This is a genomic window from Verrucomicrobiia bacterium, assembly GCA_019634625.1.
Taxonomy (GTDB): domain Bacteria; phylum Verrucomicrobiota; class Verrucomicrobiia; order Limisphaerales; family CAIMTB01; genus CAIMTB01.
The window spans coordinates 1-17,103 of sequence record JAHCBA010000075.1; the positions used below are offsets into that span (position 1 = coordinate 1).

A 17,103-nucleotide genomic window follows, 5' to 3' on the forward strand; every position below is an offset into this window, starting at 1 on the left:
GTTCGAGGGTGGCGACGATCCCACCGCCTGCAATGCCGGACGCTGGCTCTCCACCTTCCAAACCTCAAACCCTCGTCTGGCCGGGGAAATCCAGGCCATCGGCGAAGCCCATCGCACCTTCCACGCCACCGTCGGCGCCATCCGGCAGCACATCGTCGCCCATCAAGCTGAGGACGCCCTCGCCCTCTACGAACAAACCATGGTCCCGGCCATGCAGCAGGTCTTCCGTCACTTCGATGGCATCTCCGCGGTCGTGGCCGAAGTGTCCGCACTCACCGCCGAACTCGAGTCGGAGTCCCTCGGCATGCTCCGTAACGCCTCCGACTCCGCCAACTCCATCCTGGCCGAACTGGTCCGCATCAATCGGGATATCGCCGAGTCGGAGTCCCGTCTCGCCAGCAGCCAGGCCACCGCCACCGTTCGACTCAGCGTCGTGGCCATGATCCTCGGCTGCGCCATTGCCATCACCCTCGGTCTCCTCCTCACCCGCTCCATCACCCGCCCCATCCGCTCCGTCGCCGATCGCCTCTCCAGCGGCGCCGACCAGACCGTCTCCGCCTCCTCCCAAATCTCCAGCGCCAGCCAGTCCCTCGCCGACGGCGCCACCCAGCAGGCCGCCGCCCTCCAGGAGGTCAGCGCCTCCCTCGAGCAGATGGCCAGCATGACCCGGCGCAATGCCGATAGCGCCGGCGCCGCCAAAACCCTCGCCCTCCAGGCCCGCGAGGTCGCCGATTCCGGCACCGCCGATGTCCGCGAACTCACCACCTCCATGGCCGAAATCCAGCAGGCCGGCGATAACATCGCCAAGATCGTCAAAACCATCGAAGAGATCGCCTTCCAGACCAATATCCTTGCCCTGAACGCCGCCGTCGAAGCCGCCCGTGCCGGGGAGGCTGGCATGGGCTTCGCCGTCGTCGCCGAGGAGGTCCGCTCCCTCGCCCAGCGCAGCGCCCAGGCCGCCAACGAAACCGCCACCCGTATCGGCGATGCCATCGATAAAAGCGCCCGCGGCGCCCGCGTCGGAGGCAGGGTCGCCGATCGCCTGTCCGAAATCCTCGACAAGGCCCGTCAGGTGGACGACCGCGTCGCCGAAATCGCCAGCGCATGCCAAGAACAAAGCCAGGGCATCGCCCAGATCAACGATGCCGTCGCCCAGGTGGACCGCATCACCCAGGGAAATGCTGCCGGCGCCGAGGAAAGCGCCAGCGCCGCCGAAGAACTCAATGCCCAGGCCGAATCCCTCAAGTCCGCCGCCCAGGAACTCCTCTACCTGGTCAATGGCTCCCAGGCCATCCAAGCCGCTCACCGGATCCCAACCCCGACCGCACCCCGGCTTCCTGATCCTTCCCCGCGCTCAGCCTCCCCCCTCATCGCATCCCCAGCACCCCGGGCAGCCAGAGTGACAATCCCGGCACATAGGTGATGGCCAGCAGGGCCAACCCCAAGGCCCCCACAAACGGCACCGCAGCCCGACTCGCCCGCCCCAGTGTCACCCCTCCCACCCCGCAGCCGACAAACAGGCACGTCCCCACCGGCGGGGTGCATAGTCCAATGCATAGATTGGCGATCAGCATGATCCCGAAGTGAACCGGGTCCATCCCCAGCTCCGCCGCCACCGGACCCAGGATCGGCGTGAAAATCAGCACCGCCGGCGTCATGTCCATGAACGTCCCCACCGCCAGCAGCAGCAGGTTCATCCCCAGTAGCACCAGCACCGGACTGCCTGCCATCCCCAAGAGCCACGCGCTCGCCCTCGCCGGCACGTCTTCCAGCGCCAGGATCCATGACATCGCCATCGATGTCGCAATCAGCAGAAACACCACTCCGGTCGTCATCCCGGCCTGAACCAGGATCCCCGCCAGCTCCCGCCAACGCACCTCCCGGTACACCCCCAGCGTCAATGTCCCTGCGTACACCACCGCCACCGCCGCCGCCTCGGTCGCCGTAAATACCCCGCCAAGGATCCCCCCCAACACCACCCCGATCAGCGACAGGCTCAACGCCGCCCGCCCCAGTGCCCGACCCACGGCCGGTCGTTCCAATACCCCCAGCCCCGCCCCGGCCCCGCTCCCGCGCAGCGTCCACCACGCCGTCGCCATCAGCGCCGTCCCAAAGACCAGCCCAGGAACAATCCCCGCCGCAAACAGCGCCGCCACCGACACCGTCCCGCCCGCCGCCAGCGCATAGACAATCATGATATTGCTCGGCGGAATCAGCAGCCCCGTTGTCGCCCCCGTCACCGTCAACGCCACTCCCGTCTCCCGCCGGTACCCCCGCCGCTCCATCTCCGGCACCAGAAATCCCCCGATCGACGACACCGCCGCCGTCGCCGATCCGCTCACCGATCCGAACAGCATGCAGGACATCACATTCACCTGAGCCAGTCCGGCCGGGAACCGCCCCACCAGCGCCGCCGCCAGGTCCATCAGGCGTTGCGCCACCCCGCCCCGCGCCATCAGCAAGCCCGACAGGATGAAGAACGGGATCGCCAGCAGCGAGAAACTGCCCACCCCGGTCGCCATCCGCTCCGCCAGCGCCGCCGCCGCGATTTCCGGCGAGCCGATCGCCACCACCGCCGCCAGCCACGTCGCCAGGCAAATGGCCACCGCCACCGGCACGTTCAACGCCAGCAGCGCCACAAACCCCGCCGCCAGCACCCACACCGGTGAGATCATCGTGCCGCCTCCCCCGCGCCGGCCCCGCGCCGTGTCCGTCGCCATCGCGTCCATCCCCCCTCCAGCGCAAACCCCGCGATCGCCAGCCCGCTCAGTGGCAGCGCGAGATACACGTGCCCCATTTTCACCCCGAGGGCCGGCGAGACCTGGTCCGTCAGCAGCGTCAACGATACCAGCGCCCATCCGCCCCAACCCAGCACCCCCAATGCGAATACCGCCACCAGCAGGTGCACCAACCCGTCCACCCAGAGCCGCGCCCGCTCCGGCATCCGCGCCACCAGCACATCCACCCCAAGATGCGCCCCCCTCGCAAACCCCACGCTCGCCCCGACGGCTGCCACCCAGATGGTCAGCAGCGTCGCCAATTCATCCGTCCACGCGCTCGGTCGGCCCAGCCCGTACCGCGAAATCACCTGCCACAACACATCCAGCACCAGCACCGCCATCAACAGCGCCAGCATCCCCTCAAACCCCCGTTGTACCCGTTCCCGCCAAACCGTCATCGCTCGTTCCATGGGTTGCCCCCTTCTTTCCCACAGACTTGGGCGAATCGCGATGCGGGAATCGCGATTCGTCCGGTGGCCCAAATCCCTGGCGAACGTTCTGGGGCTTGTGAGGACGGTTGAGGGTTGGGAGGCACCACCGCGGGGACAACCGGTCCAGCGGGGCGATCATCCGATATTCAATAAGACTGACATATTGATGTTGACCAGCATTCATACTAAGGCAGTCCTGTTACTGTTGACCGCGTAGGTTTGAGGTTTGTGAGGTTTGTGGTGACGATCCGTGATCAGGTCCGCCCCCGGCAGCCCGAAGCGGTTTTCTGGAGTACCGGCCAGCACTGTGGCGTCAACATCTATTGGCCTGCCACAATGCTTTATGCTTTACAGGCTGCTTATCCTATTCGGGATGGCTTGCGTCCATCGCCATGCAGGCACCCTACCCCTGCTCCAGGATCGCCTCCATCCATGGCCCTGCCGCCGTTCCCCGGTACGACGCCTGCAACCCGCGCACCGCCTCCTGAAACCTGACCTTGTCCGGATGCAGAATCTCCACCCCTGCCCCGGCCAATGTCTCCAGATCCTCCCGGGTCCGGCCCGCCCACAATTCCCGCTGAAACCGCATCGACACCTCGGCCGCCGCCTCAAGCCATTCCCGCTCCCGCCCGTCCAGCCGCTCCCAGGTCGGCGTCCCCACCATCAGCAGATCCGGAACGCTGGTGTGCTCGTCCAGGGCGTAATACCGGCACACCTCGTAATGCCGCGAGGTCAGGAAGCTCGGCGGGTTGTTCTCCGCCCCGTCCACCACCCCCTGGTCCAGCGCCGTGTACAGCTCCCCGAACGCCAGCGGCGTCGCCGCCCCACCCATCGCCTCCACCATCCGGATCGCCGCCCGGCTGTTCTGCACCCGGATCTTCAATCCCCTCAGATCCTCGGGCCGCATCACCGGCCGCCCCCGGGTGTAGAAACTCCGGCTCCCCGCGTCGTAGTAACACAATCCCTTCAGCCGCTTGTCCACCCCCAGATCCAGCAACGCCCGCCCCACCCGACCCTCCAGCACCCGCCACAAATGCCCCTCATCCCGAAACACATACGGAATGCTGAACACTTCCATCCCAGGCACGAACCCCTCCATCGGCGATGCCGAGGTCTTGACCATGTCCAGCGCCCCCAACTGCACCAACTCCAGCAATTCACGCTCCGATCCAAGCTGGCCCCCCGCGTAAATCCGCACCCGCAGACGCCCCTCCGAAAGCCGCTCCACCGCCTCGCCCATGTGCTCCATCCCCGCATGCACCGGATGCCTCGTGTCCAACACATGCGCCAACCGCAACACCTTCCCTTCCCCAGCCTCCCGACATCCCATCCCCGCTACCACGCCACTTCCCACACCCGCCAGGACCGACAGGAACCCCCGCCGCCTCAACACCCCATCCGCCCCGGATCGCGCGCCGCTGGACATGCCCCTCCCTACCCCCTTCCCCACCCCCAACGCGAGCGGTTCCGCCCTGCGGCCCGACGCAACCTCCCTCCCCGTTCGTTGTCCCGGCTTCAGCAGAACCTCATCCCCTCTTCGCCCTGCCCAATAGCCCGAACGCAATCCTTGGAAGGCACCCATTCGCAATTCCCCATTCCCCCGTTCCCCATTCGCGATTCCCAGCAAAAGAAGAGGCGCCGCGCTCACGCACGGCGCCCGTCGCGACCTGGCCCGGGTTGGGTGGTGAACCCCGCGCCAGTCGGAAGCCTTCCCCCAAACCTACCCTTCGGTGGCCTCGTCCGGAATCCGCATCCCGTAGAACGACCGGTACACGAAGACCAGCGCCACCAGCAGGAACACCCCGCCAAACACCGTCTTGGCCGTCTGGTTGGTCATGGTCACGGCAATCTCCACCGCCAAGAGGCCGAACAGGGTGGTGAACTTGATCACCGGGTTCAGCGCCACCGACGAGGTGTCCTTGAACGGATCCCCCACCGTGTCGCCCACCACCGTGGCCGCATGCAGTTCGGTGCCCTTCTGACGCAAGTCCACCTCGACGATCTTCTTGGCGTTGTCCCAGGCCCCGCCCGCATTGGCCATGAAGATCGCCTGGAACAATCCGAAGAACGCGATCGCGATCAGGTATCCGATGAAGAAGTACGGATTGAAGAACGGCAGCGCCAGGGCGAAGCAGAACACCACGATGAAGATGTTCCACATGCCCTTCTGCGCGTACTCCGTGCAGATCCGCACCACCTCCTTGCTGTCCTGGTCCGAGGCCGTGCTCGCATCGAGCTTCATGTTCTTCTTGATGTACACCACCGCCCGGTACGCTCCCGTCACCACCGCCTGAGTCGAGGCCCCCGTGAACCAGTAGATCACCGATCCGCCCATCACCAACCCAAGGATGATCTCCGGCTGAACGATGCTGAGCTGGCTGATGACGTTCCCAAACAGGTTCTCCAGCAGGATGATGATGCCGAACACCATCGTCGTCGCCCCCACCACCGCCGTCCCGATCAACACCGGCTTTGCAGTCGCCTTGAACGTGTTCCCCGCCCCGTCGCCCTTCTCCAATTGGTACTTGGCGTTCTCGAAGTCAGGCTCGAACCCGAATTCCTTCCGCACCTCGTCCTTCACGCCGTCGCGCCCTTCGATCTGCGACAACTCATACACCGACTGCGCGTTGTCCGTCACCGGCCCGAAACTGTCCACCGCGATGGTCACCGGCCCCATCCCCAGGAACCCGAAGGCCACCAACCCGAAGGCGAAGATCGGCGCCGCAAACGCGAACTGCTCCGGCATGATCACCATCAGCGCCGGGTTCTTCGAGAACATGTACGACACCAGCATCAACAGGATGATCACCAGGCCCATCCAGAACGCCGACATGTTCCCCGCCACGAATCCCGACAGGATGTTCAGCGAGGCCCCGCCATGCTTCGAACAGTTGGTCACTTCCTTCACATGCCGCGAATTCGTGCTCGTGAAGATCTTCGTGAACTCCGGAATCAACGCCCCCGCCACCGTGCCGCAACTGATGATGCTCGAAAGGACCCACCACAAATTCGGATCAACGCCCGACTGCCGCGCCAGCAACACATAACTGGCCACAAAGGTCACTCCGATCGACACCGCCGAGGTCAGCCACACCAGGTGCGTCAGCGGCGCCTCGAAATCGAAGTCCTTCTTGCCGCCAAACATCTTCCGGCTGATCACCTCGTTGATCAGATACGAACCCAGCGAGGTCAGAATCATCAAGGACCGCATCACGAACAGCCAGATGATCAAGGTCCCGCAGATCACCGGGTTCGCCGCCAGCGCCAGCGCCAGAAACGCGATCAACGCCACCCCGGTCACCCCGTAGGTCTCGAACCCGTCCGCCGTCGGCCCCACCGAATCCCCCGCGTTGTCCCCCGTGCAGTCCGCAATGACACCCGGGTTCTTCGGATCGTCCTCCGGCAGCTTGAACACGATCTTCATCAGATCCGAACCGATGTCCGCGATCTTCGTGAAGATGCCGCCGCAGATCCGCAGCACCGATGCCCCCAGCGATTCCCCGATCGCAAACCCGATGAAACACGGCCCCACCAGGTCCACCGGCAGGAACACCAGGATGCAGATCATGAAGAACAACTCCACCGCCACCAGCAACAGCCCCACACTCATCCCCGAACGCAACGGAATCCCCAACGTCGCCAGCGGATTCCCCCGCAACGCCGAAAACGCCGTCCGCGAATTCGCCACGGTGTTGATCCGGATCCCAAACCACGCCACCCCGTACGACCCCATGATCCCCAGCACCGACGCCGCCAGGATCACCACCACGTTGAAGAACACCTTCCCCGACCCCAGCGCCTCCCCGTCCGGCCCCTCATGCCCCGCCAGGAATCCAAAGTAATACACCATGCACGCCCCGATCAGCAGCCAGAGCACCGCCAGAAACTTCCCCTGCGTGAACAGGTACGTCTTGCACGTCTCCCAAATCGTGTTCGACACCCGCGACATGCTCGCATGCACCGGCAACGCCTTCGTCTGCCGGTACTGCAGCAGCCCAAATGCCGCGCCCACCACGCAGATCGCCAGCCCAAGGTACATGAGCGCGTACCCGCTCATGCCCCCCAGGGAATCAAACCGCACCAGGCTCAAATCCGGCAACCGGATGTCCGCCTCGCCGGCCAACGCAGCCCATGGCGTTCCCGCCAGGGCGATGATCAAGAAGGGTATGAGTCGTCTCAGTGAGTGGGGCTTATCCATATTTCGTTCTCCATTAGGCGAACTACGGCTTCATGCTCACCCCGGCCCGCCGCGCTGTCGAGATTTTTGAGGAGAAAATCTCATGCGTGATAGATGCCCAGGAAAGCGGCGCTAATGACATCGACGGCCCCGCCCGCTGTCAAGTCCATAGGCGATCCTCATCCCTCCCATTAAGCCGCACCGCCCCTCTCCAGGATGACCGCCGGGTCCTCGATGAAATCCTCCCCCATGAATGCGCTGTCCCCCTCCCCCATCGGCATGTACTTGCCCGTCGCCTCCGCATGCACCTGCCCGTCCTCCTCCGACACCACCAGCCCCCGCGCGATCAGGATCCGCCCCTTCCGGTCCTCCACCAGCTCCGCCTTCACCACCATCGATACCCCCGGCGCCACCGGCCGCCGGTACCGCACCGTCATCTCGGCACAGTACGCAAACCGCTTCGCCCCCACCCCGCACGCCCAGACCATCACCTCATCCAGCAACGTCGCAATCAGACCCCCGTGGATGGTGTTCCGAAACCCCACGTGCTCGGCCCGGAAGGTGACCGGCGCCTCCACCCATCGCCCGTCCGTCCGCATCGCCAGACGAAAACCCAGCGGGTTCGACACACCGCACACAAAACACGATCGGGTCCTGGGAATCGGCCGCATGCCCCGATCCTGCCAGCCCGCACCCCGCGCGCAACGCCGTGCATCCCGGAGGCGTGGGGAGAGGTGCGAACGTCGCGAAGCGTCGCCTCCGAGGGCCGAGTTCCACGAGGCCGCAACGATGTGGCGCGTTGGGTTGAGGACTCGCGGAGCTCGTCCCTCCGATTCGCTGCCTCCTCACCCACAGCTCCGGGATGCACCCTCCATCCCAGGGCTGGAAACGGATGGGCCTTCACCCTCCGCTCTCAACAGACTACCCTTTCCGCCCGTCGCCGCCCCGCGCCGTGAGCACCGCCCATCCCCCATCCACCGGCAGCCTCGCGATCGACCCGGTCCCATCCGGCGCCGTCACCCTCCGCTTCTCTGGCTCCCTGGACCACTCCACCGTCCCTGTCCTGTCGCGTCAGGCGACCCAGGCCTTCATGGACGCCCGGCCCGCCCGCCTGGTCCTCGATGCCTCCGGCCTGTCCGCCCTCGATGGCGCCGGCATGGCCCTTCTCCTGCGCCTTAGCGGCGAGGCCGTCGCCTCCGGCGCCACCGTCACCTGGGAGGGGCTGGATCCCGGATACCGCCGCCTCCTCGACCGGTTCGACCCCCGAACCTTCCAGGCCGCCCCCGTGCCGCGGGCCGTCTGCCAGTCGCTGCCCGAACAGGTCGGCCGCACGGTGGCCGGTCTCTGTCGTGATCTGCGTCTGCAGATCGAGTTCATTGGCGAACTGTCCGCCGCCCTCGCCCGTGCCGCTCTGAACCCATCCCGCATCCGTTGGCGTGACCTCCTCCTCGCCGCCGAACGTTCGGGCACCGACGCCCTCCCCATCGTCGCCCTCATCGCCGGGCTGGTCGGACTGGTCCTCGCCTTCCAGTCCGCCATGGCCATGCGCCCCTATGGCGCCGAAATCTACGTCGCCAACCTGGTCACCCTCGCCATGCTGCGCGAACTCGGGCCCCTGATGACCGCCATCATCCTCGCCGGTCGCTCCGGGGGCGCCTTCGCCGCCGAAATCGGCACGATGAAGGTCAACGACGAGGTCGCCGCCCTCTCCACCATGGGCCTCAATCCCGTCCCGTTCCTTGCTGTGCCCCGCGTCCTTGGGCTCCTCATCACCATCCCCTTTCTGACCCTCTTCGCCGATGTCATGGGCATCCTCGGCGGAGCGGCCATGTTCCTGACCCTCGACTTCCCCATGACGGCCTACTTCAACCAGGCCATCGCCGCAGCCGAACCGCGCCACCTCCTGAGCGGATTGGTCAAGAGCCTCGCCTTTGGCCTCACCGTCGCCGGCGTCGGATGCCTCCGCGGACTCCAGGCCTCCCGCGGCCCCAGCGCCGTCGGCACCTCCACCACCAGCGCCGTGGTCACCGCCATCCTCCTCATCGTCATCCTCGACGCCATCCTCGGAACCCTCTTCTACTTCCTCGGATTCTAGATGATGGCCCAGACCGCCGAACCGCCCATCGCCATCCAGGTCGCCGGCCTCACCGCCGGCTACGACGGCCTCACCCTCCTCCGCGAGGTCTCCTTCACCATCCGTCGCGGCGAGGTCTTCGTCATCCTCGGCACCTCCGGCTGCGGCAAGACCACCCTCCTCCGCAACATGATCGGCCTCGAAACCCCGCTCGCCGGCCGGGTCCTCATCGAAGGCGACGACCTCCTCGCCGCGCCGCCCGCCCGGCGGCGCCAAATCCTCCGCCGCTTCGGCGTGATGTTCCAGAACGGCGCGCTCTTCGGCTCCCTCTCCGTCCTCGAAAACGTCCGCCTCCCCCTCGAAGAGTTCACCCGCCTCGACGGGCCCACCATGGACCTCATCGCCCGCATGAAACTGCACCTGGTGGGCCTCTCCGCCGCCGCTGATCGCCTCCCCGGCGAACTCAGCGGCGGCATGCAGAAGCGGGCCGCCATCGCCCGCGCCATGGCTCTCGACCCCGGAATCCTCTTCCTCGATGAACCGTCCGCCGGTCTCGACCCCGTCACTTCCGCCGGCCTCGATGATCTGATTCTCGAACTCTCCGGCACCCTCGGTGTCACCTTCGTCGTCGTCACCCACGAACTCCAGAGCATCTTCGCCATCGCCTCACGGGCCATCATGCTCGACCGTGATACCCAGGGCATCCTCGCCACCGGGACACCCGCCGCCTTGCGCGACCAACCGCCCCACGACAAGGTGCGCCGGTTCTTCCGCCGCGAATCCGACCCTCCCCCTCCCCACCCCAGCCCGATCGCCGCCCCATGAGTTCCCGGGCCAACCACTTCAAACTCGGTCTCTTCGTCCTCGCCGGCCTTGGCACGGCGCTCCTCCTCCTCCTCCTCCTCGGGGTCGGCCGCACCTTCCGCCAGCCCCTGCTGGTCGAAACCTACCTCGACCAGTCGGTCCAGGGCCTCGAGGTCGGTTCCAAGGTCAAGTACCGCGGCGTCCATCTCGGCTCGGTCCACTCCATCGGGTTCTCCCGCGACCGGTACGAGATCGGTCGCCCCGCGGAACTCCAGCGCACCTACATCCTCATCGACGTCGCCGTCGCCGAGGATGCCCACCGCGCCAGCGGCCGCGAGGCGTTCCTCGATATGCTCAAGGCCGACGTCGCCCGCGGCCTCCGCTTCCGCCTCAACGCCCAGGGCATCACCGGCCTCTCCTTCCTCGAACTCGATTACGTCGATCCCTACCGCGCACCCCAGCTCGACGTCACCTGGACCCCCGAACACCTCTACATCCCCTCCGCTCCAGGCACCCTCACCAAACTCCTGTCCTCCGCCGAACAGGTCTTCCAAAAGCTCGAGGACGCCGATCTCGCCCTGCTCCTCAACAACCTCAACCGCGTCCTCACCACCGCCGAAGCCCAGATCCGCGACGCCCAGCTCGCCGACATCTCCCGCCAGGCCACCAACCTCCTCGCCGAACTCCGCTCCTCCAACACCGCCCTCCACCGACTCCTGTCCCAACCCGACCTCCAATCCCTCCCCACCTCCCTCACCCGCACCGTGGAGGACCTCCGCCACAAGATCGAATCACTCGACCTCAACGCCCTCTCCACCCGTCTCGACCGCGTCCTCACCTCCGCCGACACCTTCTTCGCCGGCAAGGAAACGGACCTCGCCGCCACCCTCGACCATCTCCGCGCCATCACCGCCAACCTTCGTGCCCTCTCTGAAATTGCCCGCCTCCATCCCTCCAGCCTGATTCTCGGCGCCCCCCCCAAACCCCTTCAACCCGCCCCATGAAGCACCGACAGCCCTCCCGTCGCGCCTTTGTCGGCGCCACCCTCCTCCTCCCCTGGGCCGTCGGCTGCCGTCTGCAACGTCCCCCCCTCGCCCCCCGCACCTTCGTCCTCGATCCCCCCGCCCCCGCCGCCTCCGTCGTCCAGACCGGCTCCGGTGTCCTCCTCGTCCGCCCCTTCCGCGTCGCCCCGGCCTTCGAGGCCCGCCCCTTCGTCATTCGCCTCGCCGACAACGAATACGCCACCGACGCCTACCACCTCTTCCTCCTTCCCCCGACCACCCTCCTCACCGAAGCCTGGGCCCGATGGTTCCGCGAAACCGGCCGCTTCGACCACGTCACCACCGGCGGCAGCCAGGCATCCGTCACCCACGTCCTGGAAGGGGAGATCACCGAACTCTACGGCGATTACCGCGACCCCGCCCAACCCCGCGCCCGCATCGCCATGGAACTCCGCATCTTCCATCCCTGGCAGGGCCCCGCCTCCCCCGTCCAATGGCGGCACCGCGCCTCCCAGTCCGTGCCGCTCCCCCGTGCTGGCGCGGATGAACTGGTCGCCGGCTGGAACGAGGCCCTCGCCGCGGTCGCCCACGCCGTCGCCGCCGACTGGCCCGCCGACTGATACCTCCCCCCATCGCAAACCCCTTCCCACGTCTCTTCCGCCGAAAGTCGGATGGTCCGGAACCCTGCACCCGCCGGATGCTGTCGGTGTCATGAATCGACCCCACATCTGCACGCCTCCCGCAATCCGTCGCTTCGCCCCCGCCATGGCCGCCCTCGGCATCCTGACCGGCCTCGCGCTCACCCCGTCCCACGCCGTGGTCTTCGAGTTCACGGCCACCGTCAACTACCTCTTCGGTGACGTCTCGCTGCTCCCCCCAGGCATCACCCTCGACACCCCCCTCAACGGCTCCCTTCAATTCGATCCCGCCCGTGCCAGCCTGGACGGGAATCCAGGCAACCCGAAGGCCGGTACCTTCTACTTCATGGCCTCGGACGATTCGGCCTTCCGGCTCGCCCTCGACCTGGGAGGCAACACCCTCGCCAGCGTCCCCACCCCCTCGGCTCCCTTCAATCTAGTCACCGCCATCGACGACAACCCATACGACGCCGTCCAGTACTACACACCCAATCTCCGCTACAATGGGGGTGCCTTCCCCAATGGGATCACCACAGCGGACCTTCGACTCCAGTTCCAGGACAATTCCGGCACGGTCCTTGCCGACGATTCCCTCCCCACCCTCGTGCCGCTCCTCTCCCTCTTCCCCGACACCGCGATCCTCGCCTTCTACGGTGCCAATGCCCTCGGCGATTCCGTCGAGTTCCAGGCCCAGATCACCTCCCTCACCGCCGTCCCTGAACCCGCCGCCTGGACCGCCATCGCCGCCTCCCTCCTCGCCGCCTTCGCCCTCGCCCGATATCGCCGCCCGCCCCCCCCGGCTTCCTGACCACCTCAATGCACACGCCCACATTGTGCCAGCCCGGTTAACCGGTTAACATTAAAATGCCAGGCTTATTGAAGAACCAGTTAACAAAATCCTGCCCGTCTCATTATTTATTAAATCACCTACCCCCGGTCCCATGGTGCCAGTCCGGTAAAGGTCTACATCAACATCAATATGCCAGGCCTTTTATTTGACAGATCAGGTCAACATTTATTCCTCGGTCTCTTATTATTTGATGCGCCCCCACCCTCCCATTGTGCCATCCCAGTGACTTCCCGGTTCCCTTCTCCCCAGCAGCGTTGACTTCCCCGCCTGACCCGACACCGTGCCATCCACCCGACCCCTCCACGGCCTTCGCTCCTCCCTCCCGACTCGGATTGCCGCGTCAACAGGGCTGGCGAATCGCAACCCGAGCGGACGGACCCTGCCATGAAACCCATCCTACCCGTTCACTCATCCCCCACACCCTATCCCCCCCGCCACCCATACCCCTCCGGGCCCGCCGTTTCCGCCCTCCGGGCCCTGTTCGCACTGACCCTCCTCGCCGCCGCCCCAACCGCCCTCGCCCAACCTGGCTCCAAATGGCACATCGACTGGACCGATCACCCCGGCAACCCCATCGATCTCCAAAGTCCAGGCTCCCGGGCCTACATGCCCTACGTCCTCCACCGCCATGACTGGCCCGCCGCCACCCGCTTCCGGGTCTGGTACGACACCGAAAGCATCAATGGCATCGCCTTCTCCACCAGCGCCGACGGCATCGTCTGGTCCCCCGGCCAAGTGCTCTCCGGCATCAACACCGACGGTTCCTCCTCCAGCGGCCGCCCGGTCGTCCTCTACGATCCGGCCTGGGAGAAACCCTACCGCCTCTATTACTACGGCAACCCCGGCGGCTCCTGGCAGGTCCGTGTCGCCGAAAGCGCCGACGGCATCGCCTTCGAAAGCGATCAGGTGGCCCTCGAAGGCGGCCGCCTCGGCACCTTCCCCGACGGCCACGCCGTCGCCCGGATCCCCGGCCGCACCGCTGACCCCGAGGACCCCTCCGCGGAACGCCCCTACCTCATGTACTTCCGCTCCAATGCCGGCATCGCCATCGCCGATTCCGCGGACGGTTACTTCTTCGAGGAAATTCCCGACGACTTCGACACCGACTGGGATGACGGCCTGATCCGGCTCCACCCCGAGGGCACGTTCCTCAATGGCCAGCCCTCCCAGGTCCTCCAGCTCGCCCAAAACGACTTCCGGATGTTCCTCTTCACTGGCAACACCGAGAATCACGTCCTCGTCTCCCCCAACGGCATCGACTGGGAAATCGGCGAAAGCCCCATGGACACCGTCGGTTCCAGCGGTCCCGGCGGAAGCTGGAACGACGAACGCAACTACTACGTCAGCGTCGCCTACCTCGGCGAAGGCCGCTTCTACCTCCTCCGCGGCGGACGCTCCATCGACACCACCCTCTACCGCTCAGGGGCCGCCTTCGGCCTCAGCGAATTCTACCGCGACAACGATCCCGGACGCTGGGCCGGCTTCTCGCCCATGGACGACTTCGTCGCCGAAGGCTGGATGCCCTTCTCCACCACCGGGAATGAACCCGACGGCAACCTCGTTGCCCTCATCCAGAACACCGACGGCACCCTCTCCATCCGCGACCGCCTCGAAAGCGGCAACTTCTACGCCGTCCGCGATGTCGCCCTCACTGTCCCGTTCACCTACGAGTTCCGCGCCCGGCTCGACGACGCCACCGGCACCGGCGGCGACGCCGAGTTCCCCAAGTACATGGTCGGCGTCTTCCAAACCGACCTCCTCCACCCGGGCGGTGAAGCCTGGCAGCCGGCCTTCTCCGCCACCCGCTTCGGTGGCTGGGCTCTCGCCTCCAACCCCACCGCCGAGGTGGATAGCACCCGATTCCAAACCTTCACCGTCGTCGGCCGCTTCGATGAAGCCGCCCGCTATCGCCTCGCCCGCAATCCCAATGACGGCCCCGCCAATGTCGCCCTCTGCGTCTTCGATGTGTACCTCAACCGCGACTTCTCCGCCCCCGCAGTTACCTTCAACAACACCGGATTCGTTGGCTGGCCCGACTCCGTGGACGCCGATGGCCGCCTCGACATCGGCTTCCCAGGTCCCAGCGCCGGGCAGGTGACCGTGGACTGGGTCCGCTGGGGCAGCGGCATCATCCTCGATCCCCAGGACCCCGGCGGCCCCGGCCCCGCCACCACCCTGACCCTCGGGCAGACCGGCACCACACTCGCCATCGGGTGGAACCCGACCGGAGGCACCCTTCAGTCGGCTCCCGCCGTCTCCGGTCCCTGGTCCGACGTCGGCGCCGCCAATCCGGCCACGGTGAACCCCACCGACGCCGCCCGCTTTTATCGCGTGGCCCGGTAGCCATCCCGCTCCGCGAGCGTCCTATTCCCCCTGGCAATGCGCCACCACCCGTCGCCGGTGCGGGTGGTGGCGATGTTCCCACAGGTAGATCCCCTGCCACGTTCCCAGCACCATCCGGCCATCCCGGATCGGGATCGACAGGTTCACCGCCGTCAGCGCCGTCCGCACATGGGCCGGCATGTCATCCGGCCCCTCTGCCGTGTGCTCGAACAGCGTCTCCCCATCCGGCACCAACCGGGCGAAAAAGCGCTCGAGATCCGCCTGCACTCCAGGGTCCGCGTTCTCCTGGATCAGCAGCGATGCCGACGTATGGCACACGTGCAGCGTCACCACCCCCAGCCGCATGCCCGCCCTTCGGACCACCTCTTCCACCTCGCTCGTAATCTCCCTCAGACCCCGTCCCCGTGTGGACACCACCCACTCCTCCGAATGCTGCCGCAACATCCCCGTGTCTCGCCTGTCACCCGTCCCGTTTCAAGTCCGGCCCTGCAACTTCCCGCGGCGCGGGTCGCTCCCTTCCCCTTCGCGTGATACCCTGAACCCATGCGTCCGCCGTTCCTGCCGCATCCCGGACTCGTCGTCGCTCTCATCCTCTCCCCCGCTGCCGGGCGGGCCTTCGAGAGCGTTCAGATCACCGGGGTCCCCGATTACGCCTGGCACGCCGGCTGTTTCGGCACAGCCACCGGCAACCTCATGGGCTTCTGGGATCGCCACGGATTCCCCGATTTCTACACCGGGCCCACCGCCGGAGGCGTTGCGCCTCTCGACAGCTTCGGTGCCAACCGCGGCATCGTCTCCCTCTGGGCCTCCGAAGCCGGAGTCGATGGACGCCCACTGCTCCAGCCAGGACACATGGACAACTACTACGTCCACTACGAAAGCGTCTCCGAAGATCCCTACCGCATTCTCGGGCGCCCCGAACACCCGCCCGATTGCATCGGCGATTTCATCGGACTCAGCCAGAGGAAATGGGCCAGCCTCGCCGACGAGTGCGAGGGCAATATCGACGCCTACGCCTTCAACTTCTTTGATCGCCAGGGACACCGCCGCGACAACTACACCCCCACCGACGCCCACGGCCTCCCCATCCCCGACATCCAGTCCGGCCTCCGCGCCTGGACCCGTTCGCGCGGGTACGAGGCCGACACCTTCTCCCAGCTCAGCGACTTCAATCCCGACGGCCTGCTCTCGGGTCAAGGATTCACCTTCCAAGACTTGCGGGCGGAAATCGACCGCGGGTACCCGGTCCTCCTCTTCATGCAGCCCTTCGGGCGCTTCTCCCGCACCGTTGCCGGTCGCCCAAACCAGAACCCTCTCATCCACGCCCTCCTCGCCTACGGCTACCTCATTGACCATGACGGCACCCCGTATGTCCGCTATCGAACCAGTTGGGCCAGCGGCGACCTCCAGTTCAGTGCCTGGACCTCGGCAAGCTGGACTCCCAATGGCGAACTCAATCTCCCCCTGCGCGGCGTCATCGGCTACCGACCCCTTCCCCGCATCGTCGCCTGGTCCCGCACCGCTGGCGCCCTCCATTTCGCCTGGCACGGCCCCCTCGCCACCCTTCGCGATGACGTCAGCGAATCCGACTTCCCCGCCCATCGCTACGTGGTCGAACGGTCTCCATCCCTTGATCATCCCGTCTGGGAACCCATCACCGGCCCCGTCGCCATGCTCGAGATCGAACTCCCCGACTGCTGTCCCGCCCCATCGTTCTTCCGCGTCAGACTCCTCGACCCAACCGAGTGATCCCCCCCACCCCCCTGACCTCTCAATAGCTTCACCAAACACTTCCGCTACCATTATTCCGGTGCAAAATGCCAGCCTACTTTAAATTGACCTAAACTAACTATTGTGACCGGCTTTTTAGATTTGACTCCTGCACCTTACCGTTCAGCCTCTGTCTTCACCAGTACCCACCTTGGCTAACTGCACCTCCCCCTCCCCACTACCCATGAGAACTCCACGCATCACAGCCGATCCGTCCATGCCTGCAACGTACCAT

The 17,103-nt window shown here is 66.0% G+C and carries 14 protein-coding genes; 8 read left to right on the forward strand and 6 right to left on the reverse strand.

Annotation, left to right across the window (positions count from 1 at the left end; translation table 11 throughout):
• On the forward strand, positions 1 to 1,423 hold a 1,423-nt coding region (locus KF833_23710), incomplete at its 5' end, for a hypothetical protein (GenBank protein MBX3748325.1).
• Here KF833_23710 and KF833_23715 read toward each other — a convergent pair.
• The 5 genes from KF833_23715 to KF833_23735 form a co-directional block, all read right to left on the reverse strand.
• Positions 1,368 to 2,675, reverse strand: a complete 1,308-nt coding sequence (locus KF833_23715; GenBank protein MBX3748326.1) for a TRAP transporter large permease — start codon at positions 2,673 to 2,675, stop codon at positions 1,368 to 1,370. The genes KF833_23710 and KF833_23715 overlap by 56 nt on opposite strands.
• Positions 2,672 to 3,178, reverse strand: coding sequence for a TRAP transporter small permease (locus KF833_23720; protein MBX3748327.1), 507 nt, complete (start codon positions 3,176 to 3,178; stop codon positions 2,672 to 2,674). The genes KF833_23715 and KF833_23720 overlap by 4 nt, the downstream gene beginning before the upstream one ends.
• A 436-nt stretch (positions 3,179 to 3,614) precedes the next feature.
• Positions 3,615 to 4,541: a TRAP transporter substrate-binding protein gene (locus tag KF833_23725; protein ID MBX3748328.1), complete on the reverse strand. Its 927-nt coding sequence runs from the start codon at positions 4,539 to 4,541 to the stop codon at positions 3,615 to 3,617.
• Between the two features lie 390 nt (positions 4,542 to 4,931).
• Complete coding sequence (locus KF833_23730) at positions 4,932 to 7,409, reverse strand: sodium-translocating pyrophosphatase (GenBank protein ID MBX3748329.1); 2,478 nt, start codon at positions 7,407 to 7,409, stop codon at positions 4,932 to 4,934.
• Positions 7,410 to 7,579: 170 nt separating this feature from the next.
• Positions 7,580 to 8,059 carry a PaaI family thioesterase gene (locus KF833_23735; protein MBX3748330.1) on the reverse strand — a complete coding sequence of 160 codons (480 nt, stop codon included), beginning with the start codon at positions 8,057 to 8,059 and terminating at the stop codon, positions 7,580 to 7,582.
• Positions 8,060 to 8,280: 221 nt separating this feature from the next.
• Here KF833_23735 and KF833_23740 point away from each other — a divergent pair, with 221 nt between their 5' ends.
• From KF833_23740 to KF833_23765, 6 genes are all read left to right on the forward strand, one after another.
• Positions 8,281 to 9,483, forward strand: a complete 1,203-nt coding sequence (locus KF833_23740; protein MBX3748331.1) for an ABC transporter permease — start codon at positions 8,281 to 8,283, stop codon at positions 9,481 to 9,483.
• 3 nt (positions 9,484 to 9,486) lie between these two features.
• Entirely contained in the window at positions 9,487 to 10,287 is an 801-nt protein-coding gene (locus KF833_23745) for an ATP-binding cassette domain-containing protein (protein ID MBX3748332.1), read from the forward strand.
• A complete protein-coding gene (locus tag KF833_23750) occupies positions 10,284 to 11,270 on the forward strand; it encodes an MCE family protein (protein ID MBX3748333.1) in 987 nt (328 codons plus the stop codon). The genes KF833_23745 and KF833_23750 overlap by 4 nt, the downstream gene beginning before the upstream one ends.
• Positions 11,267 to 11,887, forward strand: coding sequence for a membrane integrity-associated transporter subunit PqiC (locus KF833_23755; protein ID MBX3748334.1), 621 nt, complete (start codon positions 11,267 to 11,269; stop codon positions 11,885 to 11,887). Before KF833_23750 ends, KF833_23755 begins: the two co-directional genes overlap by 4 nt.
• A gap of 91 nt (positions 11,888 to 11,978) precedes the next feature.
• Entirely contained in the window at positions 11,979 to 12,713 is a 735-nt protein-coding gene (locus KF833_23760; GenBank protein MBX3748335.1) for a hypothetical protein, read from the forward strand.
• 426 nt (positions 12,714 to 13,139) lie between these two features.
• Complete coding sequence (locus KF833_23765; GenBank protein ID MBX3748336.1) at positions 13,140 to 15,098, forward strand: hypothetical protein; 1,959 nt, start codon at positions 13,140 to 13,142, stop codon at positions 15,096 to 15,098.
• Positions 15,099 to 15,119: 21 nt separating this feature from the next.
• On the opposite strand, the gene KF833_23770 is transcribed toward KF833_23765, so the two are convergent.
• Positions 15,120 to 15,542 carry a secondary thiamine-phosphate synthase enzyme YjbQ gene (locus KF833_23770; protein ID MBX3748337.1) on the reverse strand — a complete coding sequence of 141 codons (423 nt, stop codon included), beginning with the start codon at positions 15,540 to 15,542 and terminating at the stop codon, positions 15,120 to 15,122.
• Positions 15,543 to 15,641: 99 nt separating this feature from the next.
• Here KF833_23770 and KF833_23775 point away from each other — a divergent pair, with 99 nt between their 5' ends.
• Positions 15,642 to 16,847 carry a hypothetical protein gene (locus KF833_23775; GenBank protein MBX3748338.1) on the forward strand — a complete coding sequence of 402 codons (1,206 nt, stop codon included), beginning with the start codon at positions 15,642 to 15,644 and terminating at the stop codon, positions 16,845 to 16,847.
• Positions 16,848 to 17,103 lie beyond the last annotated feature (256 nt).